13 protein-coding genes and 1 tRNA gene are annotated in these 15,539 nt (G+C 70.4%); 5 read left to right on the forward strand and 9 right to left on the reverse strand.

Going from position 1 to position 15,539, the window contains the following annotated elements; all coding sequences use genetic code 11:
- Positions 1–86: 86 nt before the first annotated feature.
- The 3 genes from ACIQOU_RS33825 (at position 87) to ACIQOU_RS33835 (ending at position 3,969) form a co-directional block, all read left to right on the forward strand.
- Positions 87–794 carry a response regulator transcription factor gene (locus ACIQOU_RS33825; protein ID WP_401543440.1) on the forward strand — a complete coding sequence of 236 codons (708 nt, stop codon included), beginning with the start codon at positions 87–89 and terminating at the stop codon, positions 792–794.
- Positions 791–2,164: a sensor histidine kinase gene (locus ACIQOU_RS33830; RefSeq protein WP_401543443.1), complete on the forward strand. Its 1,374-nt coding sequence runs from the start codon at positions 791–793 to the stop codon at positions 2,162–2,164. The genes ACIQOU_RS33825 and ACIQOU_RS33830 overlap by 4 nt, the downstream gene beginning before the upstream one ends.
- A 338-nt stretch (positions 2,165–2,502) precedes the next feature.
- Positions 2,503–3,969, forward strand: coding sequence for a cellulose binding domain-containing protein (locus ACIQOU_RS33835; protein ID WP_401543446.1), 1,467 nt, complete (start codon positions 2,503–2,505; stop codon positions 3,967–3,969).
- An 83-nt stretch (positions 3,970–4,052) separates the two neighbouring features.
- Here ACIQOU_RS33835 and ACIQOU_RS33840 read toward each other — a convergent pair whose 3' ends face one another.
- The 5 genes from ACIQOU_RS33840 to ACIQOU_RS33860 all read right to left on the reverse strand — a co-directional run bounded on the left by ACIQOU_RS33840 (position 4,053) and on the right by ACIQOU_RS33860 (position 10,190).
- Positions 4,053–4,751 (reverse strand): hypothetical protein, encoded by a 699-nt coding sequence (locus ACIQOU_RS33840; protein ID WP_401543448.1) that lies wholly within the window; start codon positions 4,749–4,751, stop codon positions 4,053–4,055.
- A gap of 523 nt (positions 4,752–5,274) precedes the next feature.
- Positions 5,275–6,711, reverse strand: a complete 1,437-nt coding sequence (locus ACIQOU_RS33845) for a GH1 family beta-glucosidase (RefSeq protein WP_401543451.1) — start codon at positions 6,709–6,711, stop codon at positions 5,275–5,277.
- A 211-nt stretch (positions 6,712–6,922) separates the two neighbouring features.
- Positions 6,923–7,831 (reverse strand): carbohydrate ABC transporter permease, encoded by a 909-nt coding sequence (locus ACIQOU_RS33850; protein ID WP_401543454.1) that lies wholly within the window; start codon positions 7,829–7,831, stop codon positions 6,923–6,925.
- Entirely contained in the window at positions 7,828–8,856 is a 1,029-nt protein-coding gene (locus tag ACIQOU_RS33855) for a carbohydrate ABC transporter permease (RefSeq protein WP_401543456.1), read from the reverse strand. Before ACIQOU_RS33855 ends, ACIQOU_RS33850 begins: the two co-directional genes overlap by 4 nt.
- Positions 8,853–10,190 carry an ABC transporter substrate-binding protein gene (locus ACIQOU_RS33860; RefSeq protein ID WP_401543458.1) on the reverse strand — a complete coding sequence of 446 codons (1,338 nt, stop codon included), beginning with the start codon at positions 10,188–10,190 and terminating at the stop codon, positions 8,853–8,855. Before ACIQOU_RS33860 ends, ACIQOU_RS33855 begins: the two co-directional genes overlap by 4 nt.
- A gap of 331 nt (positions 10,191–10,521) precedes the next feature.
- Here ACIQOU_RS33860 and ACIQOU_RS33865 point away from each other — a divergent pair, with 331 nt between their 5' ends.
- Complete coding sequence (locus ACIQOU_RS33865; RefSeq protein ID WP_401543461.1) at positions 10,522–11,577, forward strand: LacI family DNA-binding transcriptional regulator; 1,056 nt, start codon at positions 10,522–10,524, stop codon at positions 11,575–11,577.
- Between the two features lie 130 nt (positions 11,578–11,707).
- On the opposite strand, the gene ACIQOU_RS33870 is transcribed toward ACIQOU_RS33865, so the two are convergent.
- The 4 genes from ACIQOU_RS33870 to ACIQOU_RS33885 all read right to left on the reverse strand — a co-directional run bounded on the left by ACIQOU_RS33870 (position 11,708) and on the right by ACIQOU_RS33885 (position 14,656).
- Positions 11,708–11,780, reverse strand: a tRNA-His gene (locus ACIQOU_RS33870).
- Between the two features lie 91 nt (positions 11,781–11,871).
- Complete coding sequence (orn, locus tag ACIQOU_RS33875; RefSeq protein WP_401543464.1) at positions 11,872–12,474, reverse strand: oligoribonuclease; 603 nt, start codon at positions 12,472–12,474, stop codon at positions 11,872–11,874.
- Between the two features lie 258 nt (positions 12,475–12,732).
- Complete coding sequence (locus ACIQOU_RS33880; RefSeq protein ID WP_401543467.1) at positions 12,733–13,917, reverse strand: helix-turn-helix domain-containing protein; 1,185 nt, start codon at positions 13,915–13,917, stop codon at positions 12,733–12,735.
- A gap of 379 nt (positions 13,918–14,296) precedes the next feature.
- The gene (locus tag ACIQOU_RS33885; RefSeq protein WP_401543470.1) at positions 14,297–14,656 is read right to left on the reverse strand and encodes a hypothetical protein; all 360 of its coding nucleotides are present in this window, start codon (positions 14,654–14,656) and stop codon (positions 14,297–14,299) included.
- Between the two features lie 315 nt (positions 14,657–14,971).
- On the opposite strand from ACIQOU_RS33885, the gene ACIQOU_RS33890 reads away from it, so the two are divergent.
- Complete coding sequence (locus ACIQOU_RS33890) at positions 14,972–15,499, forward strand: universal stress protein (protein WP_401543472.1); 528 nt, start codon at positions 14,972–14,974, stop codon at positions 15,497–15,499.
- Positions 15,500–15,539 lie beyond the last annotated feature (40 nt).

Raw genomic sequence — 15,539 nt, forward strand, 5'->3', positions numbered from 1 at the left:
GCCTCACCCGCCCCACCCCTGTCGCCGATCCGGAAGTTATCCACAGGCCCCGACCCGGCTCGCCCGCATGGCGTACGGTGCGGCGCATGGCAAGTGTGCTCGTGGTCGAGGACGACCAGTTCGTGCGGTCGGCGCTGATCCGGCACCTGACCGACGCCGCCCACACCGTGCGCAGCGTCGGGACGGCGCTGGAGGCGCTGCGCGAGGTCGCCCATTTCCGGTTCGACGTGGTCGTGCTGGACCTCGGCCTGCCCGACCTCGACGGATCGGAGGCGCTGAAGATGCTGCGCGGCATCACCGACGTCCCCGTCATCATCGCCACCGCGCGCGACGACGAGACAGAAATCGTTCGCCTCTTGAACGCGGGGGCGGACGACTATCTGACGAAGCCCTTCTCCGTCGAGCACCTCTCCGCGCGGATGTCCGCCGTCCTGCGCCGCTCCCGCGCGAACGGCGCCGACACCGCCCCCTCCAGCGTCCTGAACGTCGGCGGCCTCACCGTCGACCCGCTGCGCCGCCAGGCCGAGTTGGACGGCGTCCGGCTCGACCTCACCCGCCGCGAGTTCGACCTGCTCGCCTTCCTGGCCGGACGCCCCGGCGTCGTCGTCCCCCGCAAGGAACTCCTCGCCGAGGTCTGGCAGCAGTCCTACGGCGACGACCAGACCATCGACGTCCATCTGTCCTGGCTACGAAGGAAGTTGGGTGAAACGGCGGCCAGGCCGCGCTATCTGCACACCCTGCGCGGCGTCGGTGTGAAGCTGGAGCCACCCGGCGGGGCGGAGCGACCGCGATGAGGTGGGCCCTGGTCAAGGTCTGTCTGGCGGTCACCGCGATGGTCGTGGTCGCCTTCGCCGTCCCGCTCGGCATGGTCGTCAAGGAACTCGCCCGCGACCGCGCCTTCTCCCACGCCGAACGCGAGGCCGCCGCCGTCGCCCCCGCCCTCTCCATCACCACCGACCGCGCCCAGTTGGAGCGGGTCGTGGCCGCCGCCGGCGCCGACGCCGGGATGGCCGTGCACCTCCCGGCGACCGGCGGGCAGGCGGCGTTCGACCTCGGCCACCGCCGCGCCGTCGAGGAGGACATCGCGACCGTGCGGAAGCTGGGCCGCGCCTCCACCACCGAGGTACCCGGCGGCTTCACCCTGCTCCAGCCGGTCGCCCTCAGCTCCGGCGCGGTCGCCGTCGTCGAGGTGTTCGTCCCGCAGGGCGAGGTCAGACACGGGGTCGGCATGGCCTGGGCCGTACTGGCCGGAGTCGGCGCCGCCCTGATCGTCGGCTCGGTCGCCGTCGCCGACCGGCTCGGCGTGCGCATGGTGCGGCCCGCCCAGCGCCTGGCCGACGGCGCGCACGAACTCGGCGAGGGCAAGCTCGGCGCCCGGGTCCCGGAGGAGGGCCCGACCGAACTGCGCCTGGCAGCAGCGGCGTTCAACGCGATGGCCGACCAGGTCATCCATCTCATGGCCAACGAACGGGAGTTGGCGGCCGACCTCTCCCACCGGCTGCGCACCCCGCTGACCGTACTGCGGCTCAACGCGGCCTCGCTCGGGGAGGGACCGGCCGCCGAACAGACCAGGGCGGCCGTCGCCCAGTTGGAGCGCGAGGTCGACACGATCATCCGGACCGCGCGGGAGACCCGGCCGCAGACGGCGGCGGCAGGACCAGGCGCCGGGTGCGACGCGGCGGAGGTGGTCCGGCAGCGGATGTCGTTCTGGTCGGCGCTCGCCGAGGACGAGGGCCGCAAGTGGCGGGTGGCCGGAGCCGACCGCCCGGTGCGGATACCCGTGGCCCGCGCCGACCTCGCCGCCGCGCTGGACGCCCTGCTGGGCAACGTCTTCCGGCACACCCCCGAGGGCACCGCCTTCGCGGTCGACGTCCACAACGCCGAGGACGCGGTGATCATGCTCGTCTCCGACGCGGGCCCCGGCATACCCGACCCGACGGCGGCGATGGCCCGCGGCCGGGGTTCGGGTACCGACGGCTCCACCGGCCTCGGCCTCGACATCGTGCGCCGACTCGCCGAGTCCACCGGCGGCGACGTCCGCATCGGCTCCTCGGTGCTCGGCGGCACGGAGATACGCATCTGGATACAACTCGACGGCCGCGAGCCGATACGCCGAGGACACCGGGGGGTGGTCAGGAAGCGGTGGGGGGTGGCGGTGCGGTGAGGGGGAGGGTGAGGGGGCGAGGGGGGGGCGGGGGAGGGGAGGGGCGAGAGGTCCGGGGGGTGAGGGGCCGGGAGTGAGGGACGGGGGGAGGGGCCGGGAGTGAGGGACGGGGGGAGGGGCCGGGGGTGAGGCGGCGGGGGGAGGGGGAGGGAGGGGAGGGAGGGGAGGGGGAGGGAGGGAAGAGAGCCAAACGACCCCCACCATTAACCACCCCCCATCCCACCCTTAAGCCCGCCCTAAGTCCCCCAACTCCCGTCCGTATCAAGGCGTTTGCCCGTTTCCGGGTCGCTAGCGTGCCTGCCGTACCCCCCTCCGTGAACCCGAAGGCAGGCACCCGCATGAGGACGCACCGGCGCAAGGTCAGCCGTAGGAACCAGGCGATCGGCGGTGCCGTGACCGTGGCGGTGATCAGCGGCGGCGCGCTCCTGTTCTCCGGTACCGCGCAGGCGGCCGGGGTCGGGGCCGCGTACACCAGGACCAGTGACTGGGAGACGGGGTACACGGGCCAGTACGTCGTGACGAACAACAGCGGGGCCACGCAACAGGACTGGACGCTGGAGTTCGACCTCCCGACCGGCGCCAAGCTCAGCTCGCTGTGGAACGCGCAGTCGGCTGTCAGTGGCGGGCATGTCACGGTGACGCCCGCCACGTGGGACACCGAGGGCCTCGCCCCGGGCAAGTCGGTCACCGTCGGCTTCGTCGTCACCGGCGAGGGCGACCCGGCCGGTTGCCTGGTCGACGACGCCGAGTGCTCCACCGGCGACGCCCCGGCCCCCGAGCCGACCGGCCGCCCGACGGAGGCCCCGACGGACACTCCCGCCGAGCCCGAACCCGAACCCCCGGCCGAGCCCGCCACCCCCTCGCAGAGCACCGGCACCGGGAACGACCCCGACCCCGGCACCGGAACCGCCGCCTCCGCAGGCTTCGCCCCCTACGTCGACACCTCGCTCTACCCCGCCTTCGACCTGCTGGCAGCCGCCGAAGCGACCGGCGTCAAGAACTACAACCTCGCCTTCGTCACCGACGGCGGCGGCTGCACCCCGAAGTGGGGCGGCGTCAGCGACCTCACCGACGACGCCGTCGCCGCACAGATCGGCGCCCTGCGCGGCAAGGGCGGCGATGTCCGGGTCTCCTTCGGCGGCGCGGCCGGTTCCGAACTGGCGACGACCTGCGCCTCGGCGGACGCGTTGGCGGCGGCCTACGGCAAGGCCGTCGACGCCTACCAGCTCACCAAGGTCGACTTCGACGTCGAGGGCGGGGCGCTGCCGAACACCGACGCCAACACCCGCCGCGCCCAGGCCATCGCGGAGCTTCAGTCCCGACACCCGGATCTGGACGTGTCGTTCACGCTGCCGGTGATGCCCGAGGGCCTCACCCAGGACGGCGTCGACCTGCTGGCGAACGCCAAGGCCAACGGGGTGCGGATCACCACCGTCAACGTCATGGCGATGGACTACGGCTCCTCGTACAGCGGCGACATGGGCACCTACGCGACGCAGGCGGCCACCGCGACGCAGGCCCAGGTCAAGAGCGTCCTCGGGCTCTCCGACGCCGACGCCTGGAAGGCGGTCGCGGTCACTCCGATGATCGGCGTCAACGACGTGGCGTCGGAGGTCTTCACGGTCGACGACGCGAGCGAGCTGGTGGAGTTCGCCGGCGCGAAGGGGCTCGGCTGGCTGTCGATGTGGTCGGCGACCCGCGACCAGCCGTGCGCCGACGGCGGCAAGAACACCGCGGACCCGATCTGTAGCTCGATCGCTCAGGACCCGTTCGCCTTCTCGAAGGCCTTCAACGCCTTCGACTGACCACCGGGGAACGAGGGCAGCGCGCCCCGGCCGGCCCCTTCCCCCATCCGGCCGGGGCGCGCACGTGTCCCTCGCGTCCCACCTCAGAATCCGCCGGGCCCACCAGGACCGCCGGGCCCGCCGAATCCCCCGAACCCACCCGGTCCGCCGCCCGGACCGTGATGGTGGAAGCCGTCGAACAGCGCGTCGGCCAGCAGCATGCCGCCGACTCCGGCCGCCCCGGCCACCAGCGCCGTCTTCCACCAGGGCGAGCTGTACCAGCCGCCGGGGACCGAACGTCCGCCGACGACACCGCCCGGGTAGTAGTACGGGTTGGCCGCGCCCGGCCGCGCCGACGCCGTGTAGGTCTGGCCGTCGACAGTGACCTGACCGTCGGCCCCGACCTGCCCGGCGACCTGCCCGTTGACCCCGACGGCCGGCAGCGCGGGACCGGGGTCGAGACCGAGGGCGGTACGGGCGGCGCGCACATAGTGCAGCCCCTCCACCGCGGTCTGCGTCACCAGCGCGAACTGCGCCGGCGTCACCGCCCCGGCCAACTGCCCCTCGGCCGCCCGGCGTCGCTCCGAGGCATCGGCGAGCGCCTGAGCGGCAGCCCGGTTGTCCCCGGCGTCGAGCGTCGAGAGACTCCCGGACAGCCGCTCGACCCACCGCCAGGCCTCGGCCCCCACATCGGCGTCATAACCGGCACCCGCCTGAGCCCGAGCCTCATCCCGCCGCCGATTACTCATCACCAGGGCCCCACCAACGATCGCGACCACCAGCAACACCACAACGAACCCCACGACGACCTCCCATGACTTCAACTACAGCCATGAAAACCCCCCGCACTAAGAGCCCCCCACAAACCTCCTAAGCCCTCCCTGTGAACCCAACCAGCCAGAAAACCAACGCCCTGCTTTTAAGGGGCGCGGGGCTGATACGGACCTGCGGCTCCGCCGCACGGGCGCGACCAGCAGCGCCGCCCAACGTAGCCAACGCCCCGCATTTAAGGGGCGCGGGGAACTGCGCGCCCAGCCACAACGGCGCCGCACCCGCCCACAACCGGTCCCCCCTCCCCGCGAAGCGCCCAGCCACACCGGCTCATTGCCGCCAACGCCGCCAGCAACGCCCCGCTTGTAAGGGGCGCGGGGAACTGCGCGCCCAGCCACAATGGCGCAGCACCCGCCCACAACCGGTCCCCCCTCCCCCTTCTCTCTCCTCTCATCCCCCCAGGAATGGGGAACGGGGCGAGGTACTCCCCCCACAGGAACCCCGCCCCGCCCCGGCTCATGGGGCCGCCGCAACCCCGGCTAAAAGAACGCCAGTTCAGTGCCCCGGCACCCCCGGCAGAACCCCCGTACGCGCCGCCTCCCCATACCAGTAAGCACTGGACTTAGGCGTCCGAACCAACGACCCGTAGTCCACATACACCGCCCCGAACCGCTTCCCATACCCGTACGCCCACTCGAAGTTGTCCATCAGGGACCACAGGTAATACCCCCGCACATCCGCCCCGTCCGCGACAGCCCGCCGCACGGCGGACAGATGCCCGTGCAGATAGGCGATCCGCTCAGGATCATGCACCCGCCCCTCCGCGTCGGGCTTGTCGTCGTACGCCGCCCCGTTCTCGGTGATGTACAGCGGCAGCCCCGGCGCCTCCCGCGTGTACCGCATGATCAGCTCATGCAGCCCCGTCGGATCGATGGTCCACCCCATCTCCGTACGCTCCCCCGGCGTTTGATGGAAGTCGACATCGTCGGCCCCGGGCCACGGCGAGTGCTCACTCGCCCCGTGCCCATCGGCCCGCGCCCCCGAACGCGCCTCCTTGGCCCCCGAAACCAGCGCGGGCGTGTAGTAGTTGAGCCCCAGCGCGTCCAACGGCTGGTGGATCAGGGCGAGATCACCGTCCTGGACGTAGGCCCAGTCGGTGATCGGCGCGGTCGCGTCGAGCAACGACTGCGGATACGCCCCGTGCAGAATCGGCCCGTGGAAGACCCCGTTGGCGAGATCGTCGATGCGCCGGGCCGCCGCGAGGTCCGCGGGGTCCTGCGAAATGGGCCTGACGACGGACGAGTTGAGGCTGATGGCGACGGAGTTGCGGGCCGGCATGACGGAGCGCAGCGCGGTCGTGCCGAGCCCGTGCGCGAGGTTGAGATGGTGCGCGGCCCGCAACGTCGCCTCGGGGTCGGTCCGGCCGGGCGCGTGGACACCGGAGCCGTAGCCCAGAAAGGCGCTGCACCAGGGCTCGTTGAGGGTGATCCACTGCTCGACCCGGTCGCCGAGCGCCTCACCGACGATCTGCGCGTACTCGGCGAACCGATAGGCCGTGTCCCGCTCGGGCCAGCCGCCCGCGTCCTCCAACTCCTGGGGCAGGTCCCAGTGGTAGAGGGTGACGGCGGGCTTGATGCCGTGCGCGAGCAGCTCGTCGACGAGCCGCCGGTAGAAGTCGAGGCCGACCTGCACCGCGGGCCCCCGCCCGGTCGGCTGCACGCGCGGCCAGGAGATGGAGAACCGGTAGGCGCCCAGGCCGAGTTCGGCCATCAGCGCCACGTCGTCGCGGTAGCGGTGGTAGTGGTCGACAGCGATGTCACCGTGCTCACCGCCCTGCGTCTTGCCCGGGGTGTGGCTGAAGGTGTCCCAGATGGAGGGCGTACGGCCGCCTTCCCGCACCGCCCCCTCGATCTGGTAGGCGGAGGTCGCGGAGCCCCAGAGGAAGGCGGGCGGAAAGGTCACCGGCGTCGACGGCGTTGCGGACTCGGACATGAAGGCGCTCCCATGGATGGTCGTGGAGAGACGACGGGCAACAGACGACGGAAGGTAGAAGTGAGACGACGAAGACACGGGGAGACGGGGAGACGAGGGGACGAAGGGACCGGGGGAGGGAAGGGAGACGGACCGCCGGACCCGCACGCACCGCCCCCTCCCCCCCCACCACCCCCCAAACCCCGCACAGCGCAACGGAGTTGACGACCCGTCAACCCTTGATCGCACCCTGCATGATGCCGCCCACGATCTGCTTGCCGAACAGGATGAAGGCGAGGAGCAGCGGCAGCGTGCCGAGCAGCGCCCCCGCCATGATCACGGCCTGGTCCGGAACGTAGCCGGTGCCCAGGGAGTTGAGGGCGACCTGAACCGTGGGGTTCTGCTGGTTCAGGGCGATGATCGGCCACAGGAAGTCGTTCCACGCGAAGACGAACGTCAGCAGACCGAGCACCGCCATCGCGGGCCGCGCCGCCGGGAACACCACGTGCCACACGACCCGCAGACTGCTCGCCCCGTCCACCCGGGCCGCCTCGATCAGCTCGCTCGGCAGCGCCTGCACCAGGTACTGCCGCATGAAGAATGTGCCGAACGCCGTCACCAGCGTCGGCAGGATCACCGTCTGCAACTGGTTCGACCAGCCGAAGTCGCTCATCCACAAGTACAGCGGAACGACGGCGAGTTGGGGCGGGATCATCATCGTGCCGATGGTCATCAGCAGCAGGAACCCGGAGAACCGGAACCGCAGCTTGGCGAAGGCGAACCCGGCGAGGGTGGAGAACAGCACCGTGCTGACGGTGATGGACCCCGCGACGATGGTGCTGTTGAACATCGCCGTACCGAGCCCGGCCTGGTCCCAGGCCGCCGCCAGGTTCTTGAACAGGTTCGCGCCGAACCACAACGGCGGCGGGGTCTCCGCCAGCCGCCGGTCGGTGCGCGAGGCGGCGATCGCCGTCCACACCAGCGGCGCCAGCGAGACCAGCGCGAACACGGTCAGGACGACATACGTCACCGGACCCGCGTGCAGCTGCTTGCCCGCGCCCATCACCCGCCGGGTGCGGACCTTCTTCCCCGGCGCCCGCCGCTCGCGTGGCTGAGGCAACGTCAATTCGCTTGCTGTCATTGGGACTTCCTCAACCGTCGGGTGAGCAGCAGGTTGACCGCGGCGACGATCAGCAGGATCAGGAACATCGACCACGCGATCGCGGACGCCTTGCCGAGGTTCCCGATGATCCAGCCCTGGTCGTACATGTAGAGACCGAGCGTCTGGTACTGGTGCTCGGAGCCGCCCTTGGAGCCGCTGACCCCGCCGAACAGCAGGGGCTCACCGAAGAGTTGGGTCGCCCCTATGGTCGAGACGACCACCGTGAACAGGATCGTCGGCCGCAGCTGCGGAACCGTCACATGCAAGAACTGCTGCCACCGGTTGGCGCCGTCGAGCGCCGCCGACTCGTACAGGTCGGCCGGGATCGCCTGCATCGCCGCGAGATAGATCAGCGCGTTGTAGCCGGTCCACCGCCAGATCACGATGGACGACACCGCGACCTGCGAACCCACGTCGGATTCCCGCCAGTTGATGGCGTCGACGCCGAAGAAGTGCAGGACCCAGTTGACCATCCCGCCGTCCCACGAGTACAGCAGCGTGAAGACCAGCGTCGCCGCCGCCACCGAGGTCGCGTACGGGGTGAGCATCACGACCCGCCACACGGTCGAGCCGCGCAGATGGTAGTTGAGCAGATGCGCCAGCCAGATCGCCGCCATCAGCTGCGGGACCGTCGACAGGACACCGATGGTGAACGTGTTCTTCAGGGCGTTCCAGAAGAAGTCCGAGGCGAGCAGGTTGCGGTAGTTGTCCAGACCCGCCCAGGTCTGCTGGTCCAGCGCGGACAACTGCACGTTGTGCAGCGAGTACCAGGCCGTGTACAGCAGCGGGACCAGGGAGAACGCGCCGAAGATGAGGAAGAAGGGGGCGATGAACGCGTACGGCGACGCCTTCATGTCCCAGCGGTAGAGCCGACTGCGCCACGAGTCGGAACCCGGGGCCGGCCTACCGCGACCGCGAGCGCCCCCGGCCGCGTCCGGCTGGGAGCCGGACGCGGCCTCGGCACTCGACGCGGGGTCCGCGAGAGCCTGCTCGGAATCGGTCACTGGCCGAGCACGTCCTTGATCTCCTTGCCGGCCGCGTCCCAGCCCTGCGCCGGGGACTTGCCCTTCTGCTCCACCTGAAGGATGCCGACGTCGGTGATCGAGGTGCCGATCGGCTGGTCCTTCGCGCCGTGGTACTGCGACGGGATCGTCTTCGCCGAGTCGGAGAAGATCTGCGTGATCGGCGCGTCGGAGAAGTACGACGTGGTGTCGGCGGCGGGCTGCAACGTCGGGTACGCCGACGGCGTCGACGGGAAGCTGGCCTGCTTGGCGAAGACCTTGGCCTGCTGTGCGGGTGCGGTCAGCCACTTGGCCAGGGCGATGGCCTCCTTCTGGTGCTTTCCGGCCGTCGGGACGCCGACGAAGGAACCGCCCCAGTTGGCCGCGGTCGGCGCCGCCGCCACGTCCCAGTTGCCCTTGCCCGAGCCACCGGACTTCTGCTCGATGTAGCCCATCATCCAGGCGGGACAGGCCACCGTCGCGAACGAGCCGTTGGCGAAGCCCTGGTCCCACGGTTTGTCGAACTGCTTCAGCTTCGCGGACATGTCGCTGGTCGCCACCGACATCGCGACGTTCCAGGCCTTCTTCACACCGGGAGACGTGTCCCAGACGACGTTGCCGCCCTTGTCGTAGTAGGCCTCGGTCTCGCCGCCGATCGCCGCGTTGTAGACCGACGACGCCGAGTCCACGAACTTGGTGCCGGCGGGCGCCTTCTTCATGTACTCCTTGCCGAGATCGACGTACTTGGCCCAGTCGCCCTTCCACTGCGCGGCGAGTTTGGTGCGGTCCGTCTCCAGACCGGCCTTCTTGAAGAGGTCCTTGCGGTAGCAGATCGCCATCGGCCCGATGTCGGTGCCGAGCCCGATCAGCTTGCCGTCCTTGGTCGTGGCCTGGGCGTTCTTCCAATCCAGCCACTGGGTCTTGTCGACGTCCTTGCCCAGGTCGACGAACTTGTCGGCCTGCGTCTGCACCGCCTCGGTGATGTTGCCGACCTCGATCGCCTGGATGTCGTCGGTACCGGAACCGGCCTGCAACCGGGTCAGCACCTTCGGCCAGTACACATCGGTACGGGTGGTGACGTTCTCCTTGATGCTGATGTCCGGGTGCAACTTCATGTACGCGTCGTACAGCCCGGCCTGCTTGTAACCGAACACCCCGAAGGTGCCGATGGTCAGCGTGGTCCTGCCCTGGGCGTCACCGCCGTCGTTGGAGTTCGACGAGCCGTCCGCCGCGTTGTCGTCCGAGTCGCTGGCGCAGCCGGCCAGCAGCCCCGTGGTCAGCGCGGCGACGGCCGCGAGGGCCATCAGCCGGTGGGTCCTGCGGGTACTCGTGCGCATGGCGTCCTCCTGTTGCCTGACGTGCCGACCCCCCGGCCAACTGCACTGTTGGGCCCGTTGGTACTCGCTGCGGCTCGGGCGGGGAACGTGCGGGATATGTAGGTGTCAGGTACTGTGGGAGCGCTCCCACAAGTGATGTGTTGAAGGTTGGCCGGTTCCGGCGGGGGTGTCAAGGGAACGGGCAGGGCGGGATGCGTTCAGTTATCGGGACGTGAACTGGAATAGCGCGATCCGCCGGGCCGGGTCCGGGCCGCCCCGGTGGTGGATCGGCGCACAGTTTCGGACTGTTAAATTCCAGGCCAGCGAGACGACGACGGGGAAGGCGGGGCCCATGGCGAGCCACGGAACGCGGAGCCGCAGCGGTGGACGGCCCACCCTCGAAGAGGTCGCCGCCCGCGCGGGTGTCGGACGCGGCACGGTCTCCCGGGTGATCAACGGCTCGCCCCGGGTCAGCGACGCCACCCGGGCCGCCGTCGAGGCCGCCGTCGCCGAGCTGGGCTACGTCCCCAACACGGCCGCCCGCGCCCTCGCCGCCAACCGCACCGACGCGATCGCCCTGGTCGTCCCGGAGCCCGAGACCCGCTTCTTCGCCGAACCGTACTTCTCGGACATGCTCAAGGGCGTCGGCGCCGAACTCTCCGAGACCGAGATGCAGTTGCTGCTCATCTTCGCGGGCAACGACCGTGAACGGCAGCGTCTGGCCCAGTACTTGGCCGCGCACCGGGTGGACGGCGTCCTGCTGGTCTCGGTGCACGCCGACGACCCGTTGCCCGATCTGCTGGCCCAGTTGGAGATCCCGGCGGTGATCAGCGGCCCCCGTTCCGCCGCCGAGACGCTGACCTCGGTGGACTCCGACAACTACGGCGGCGCCCGCTCGGCCGTCGAGCACCTGCTGACCCGAGGGCGTCGCACCATAGCCCACATCACCGGCCGCCTCGACGTGTACGGTGCCCAGCGCCGCGTCGACGGCTACCGCGACGCCCTGCGTGACGCGGGCCACGGGGTCGACGAACTCCTCATCGCCCAGGGCGACTTCACCGAGGAGGGCGGTCGGCGCGCGATGACCGAGCTGCTCGGCAGGCGCCCCGATCTGGACGCCGTTTTCGCGGGCTCGGACGTGATGGCGGCCGGCGCCCGTCAGGTCCTGCGCGAACAGGGCCGCCGTATCCCGGACGACGTCGCGCTGGTCGGCTACGACGACTCGGCCATAGCCCGGCACATGGACCCGCCCCTGACCAGCGTGCGCCAGCCCATAGAGGAGATGGGGCGCCGCATGATCGACCTGCTCTTCGCCGAGATCGCCGACCGCCGCCCCTCGGCCTCCCGGGTCCCGGAACGCCGCCAGATGGTCCTGGCAACGGAACTGGTGATCCGTTCCTCGTCCTGAGCGCGGGAGTTGGCGGCGGGCGAGGTGGTGGGGGCGTGCGCCGTCTTGTCGTTCATCCGTGGGGGTGAGGTCTGGCGCCGGAAATGGATCAGCCGGTGGCCTCTTGCGAGGCCACCGGCTGATCTTTCAGGGTGAGTGACGGGACTTGAACCCGCGGCCACCTGGACCACAACCAGGTGCTCTACCAACTGAGCTACACCCACCATGACCGGTGCTTTTTGGTGTTTCCCGCACCGGCCAAGAAAAAGTGTACAGGGTCCGAAGGGGTGCTCGCGCCCCCCTATTCGCCCGCCACTAGGGGGCGCGCACCACGTGCTTCGCGGCGATCGCCCGCGCGGTCTCCGAGTCGGGTCCCGGCTGCGGGACGAACACGGCCTCGCGGTAGTAGCGCAGTTCCGCGATCGACTCGCGGATGTCGGCGAGGGCGCGGTGGTTGCCGTTCTTGTCGGGGCTGTTGAAGTAGGCCCTCGGGTACCAGCGGCGGGCCAGCTCCTTGACGCTGGACACGTCGACGATGCGGTAGTGGAGGTAGCTCTCCAGGGCCGGCATGTCCCGGCGCAGGAAGCCGCGGTCGGTGCCGACGGTGTTGCCGCACAGGGGGGCCTTGCCGGGTTCCTTGACGTGCTCGCGGATGTAGGCGAGGACCTGGGCCTCGGCGTCCGCGAGGGTGGTGCCGGTTGCCAGCTCGGCGAGGAGGCCGGAGGTGGTGTGCATCTGGCGCACGATCTCCGGCATGGTCTCCAGGGAGCGGTCTGGGGGGCGGATGACGATGTCGACGCCGTCGCCGAGCACGTTCAGTTCTGAGTCGGTGACTAGGGCGGCTACTTCGATGAGAGCGTCGGCGGACAGCGAGAGGCCGGTCATCTCGCAGTCGATCCACACCATGCGATCGTTCATGGGTTCACCATACGGTGGGGTGTCTGCGGGGGAGCCTCCGCGTCGGGGTGGGCGCCCCTGGCCTGTGCTTCCTGGCTCGGGCACGAGACCCTGGGGGCTCCGCCCCCAGACCCCCTGTCGGCCTGGACGGCCTCGTCCTCAAACGCCGGACGGGCTGATGGGTGCCGCGTCGGCCTGTATGCGCCCGCATGCACCGGAACGCCGGCCGGAGCTGGGTGCTCTCGGCCGGCGTTCTGTGGGTTCTCTGTGGGGCTGGTGTTACATGCCGCTGCGTTGGCCTGGGAGGCTGGCTCTGGCCTGGGCGTACGGGTCCTGGGTGGATGCCGTGGTGGCCAGGGGGGTGCGGCGGGCCTGCATCGGGACCGGGCCCTCCGGGTGGAGGAGGGGGACCGGACTCGGGTCGGGGTCGGTCGAGCGGTCCTGCTGGGGGCGGCGGGCCCGGTAGGCCGCACGGTACGCCGCCGGGGACGAACCGAGCTGCCTGCGGAAATGGCCCCGCAGCGCCACCGGCGAACGGAAGCCGCAGCGGCCCGCGACCTCGTCCACCGAGTAGTCCGACGTCTCCAGGAGGCGTTGCGCCTGGAGCACCCGCTGGGTGATCAGCCACTGGAGCGGGGCACTGCCCGTCAGCGACCGGAACCTGCGGTCGAACGTACGGCGGCTCATATAGGCGCGCGCGGCCAGCGTCTCCACGTCGAACTGCTCGTGGAGATGTTCCAGCGCCCAGGCGACGACCTCGGCGAGCGGGTCGGCGCCGATCTCCTCTGGTAAAGACCTGTCGAGATAGCGCTCCTGGCCACCGGTCCGGCGCGGCGGTACCACCAGGCGCCGGGCCAGCGCACCGGCCGCCTCGTTGCCGTGGTCCGTCCGCACGATGTGGAGGCACAGGTCGATCCCGGCCGCGGTGCCCGCGGAGGTCAGGACGTCGCCGTCGTCGACGAACAGTTCGCGTGGGTCCACATGGACCGACGGATACCGTTTCGCCAGGGTCGGCGCGTACATCCAGTGCGTGGTGGCCGGGCGCCCGTCCAGCAGGCCCGCGGCCGCCAGCACGAACGCGCCGGTGCACAGGCCCACGATGCGGGCCCCCTCCTCATGCGCCCGGCGCAGTGCGTCGAGTGCCTCCTCCGGTGGCGGGGAGGTGATCGAACGCCAGGCCGGTACGACGACCGTGCCCGCCCGCGCGATCGCTTCCAGGCCATGTGGTGCGGTCAGTTCCAGCCCGCCGGTGGTCCGTAGCGGTCCCTCTTCGCCCCCGCACACCAAGAGGCGGTAACGGGGCACGCCGGCGTCCTGGCGGTCGATCCCGAACACCGACAGTGGTATGGAACTCTCGAAGATGGGGCCGCCGCTGAACAGCAGCACCGCGACGATCTCCTTGCGGCGTCGCCCGGAAAGCTTCCGGGCCGCGGCTTCCGGCGCGGCAGTGGAGTCGTGGCTCATCCTGCTAAGCCCCCCTCGGTGGTCGCGGCTCCTCGGTTGTGTCGCTCCTGCACGTTTCCCCTCGGTCCTGCACGAGTCCCCCGCCGTAAGACAGTCAAGATCGAATCTACTGCGTCCCGTGGCGCCGAGATGACCAGGTTCGGCACTCGGCACATTGTCGACTTGGCAACTTGGCGTGAAGCATTCGATCACGAAGCGTTGCACTCGTGGGGCGTGCAGGGAAGTGCGCCTTGTCGCCGTGGCCAATCCGCGTAGGGTGCGCACGACCCCGTGGACCCTTTCCGTGCAGGTGGAACGGGGGTTGGGGGGTGGTGGGGGCCGGAAATGCGCGGTGGCCGGAAGTTGGCTGAAAACAGGTGTGTGGCAGCGCGAAAACCGGTCAGCCGACCGGTGTGGTCCCTCCCGTGTGCCGCCCGCCCTGATGCGGGTGGTGGGGGCCCGCCGGGGTCCGCTGCCGGTGCCCCTGGAGCGGCACCCGCTCGTCCTCGGCGGCGAGTTGGGCGGGGAGTCTGGCCGCGCCCCGCTCCGACTGATGCAGCAGCAGCCGGCAGACGGCGGTGACGGCCGCGAGCCCGAGTGCCGTACCCGTGGCACCGGCCAGCGAGCTGCCGTACCAGAGGAGCACCACCGGGACCAGGACGCAGCTGAACGCCGCCCAGCGGACGACATCGGTCGCCGATTCCTGGCGCGGGTGAGGGGGCGCGTGCGGGGGTTCGGGGGTGGGGTGCGGTCCGGACATGGGTGCTCCCTGGGGCCGAGGCTCAGGGTGTTCAACGCATGTTCGAGCGGTCGGTCACTGTACGCCCGCGTGCGCCGGCGGATGAACACTGTGGAAACCGCCTGTACGGCGCAGCAACCATTGCGTTACGGGCGCCCCCTCGGGCATGCTCCGTGGAACCCTCACGCACCGAGGACGCGGTGAGGGCGGGAACTGGGTCGAAGGAGGCGTGCCGCCGTACCCTTGGGGGTATGGGGTTGGGAAGATGATTCCCGGACACAGCTCCGCCGCACCCTGTTGTCCCACCCACTAAAGGATCACGACGCCGAGACAGCCATGGCCGGTCACGAATTCTTCGAACCCGCGGACCGCAAGCGGCCCGTCGCCGATCCCACGGCGACCGACCCTCTGGCGGCCGAAGAGCCCCGTCAATCCTGCGATCCCGCGTTCAAGCACGGCGTCGTCGTCGGCTTCGACGGCTCGACGTCCAGTGAGCGCGCGCTCGCCTATGCCATCGGCATGGCCTGTCGGTCCGGCTCCGGCCTGATCATCGTCCATGTCGCCAACCGGCTGCCGACCACGGTCTGGGCGGGGTGTGAGCCGCCCGTCTTCGTGGACGTGCCGGATCATCGCACCGAGGTGCTGGGGCTTGAGTTGGCCTGCGCCGAGTATCTCTCCGAGGTGCCCTGGATTCTTGTCGAGCGTGGCGGGGACATCTGCCATGAGCTGGAGGAAGTGGGGCGGGAGTATGAGGCCGACGCGATTGTCGTGGGTTCCACCCACGGGATCGTGGGGCGGATCTTCGGCTCTGTCGCCGGGAGGTTGGCCAAGCGGGCGCAGCGGCCTGTGATCGTCATCCCGTGAGGCGGGGTGGCCTCGGGCTGCCCGCCAACTCCCTGTGCGC

Source organism: Streptomyces sp. NPDC091279 (assembly GCF_044757465.1).
GTDB lineage: Bacteria > Actinomycetota > Actinomycetes > Streptomycetales > Streptomycetaceae > Streptomyces.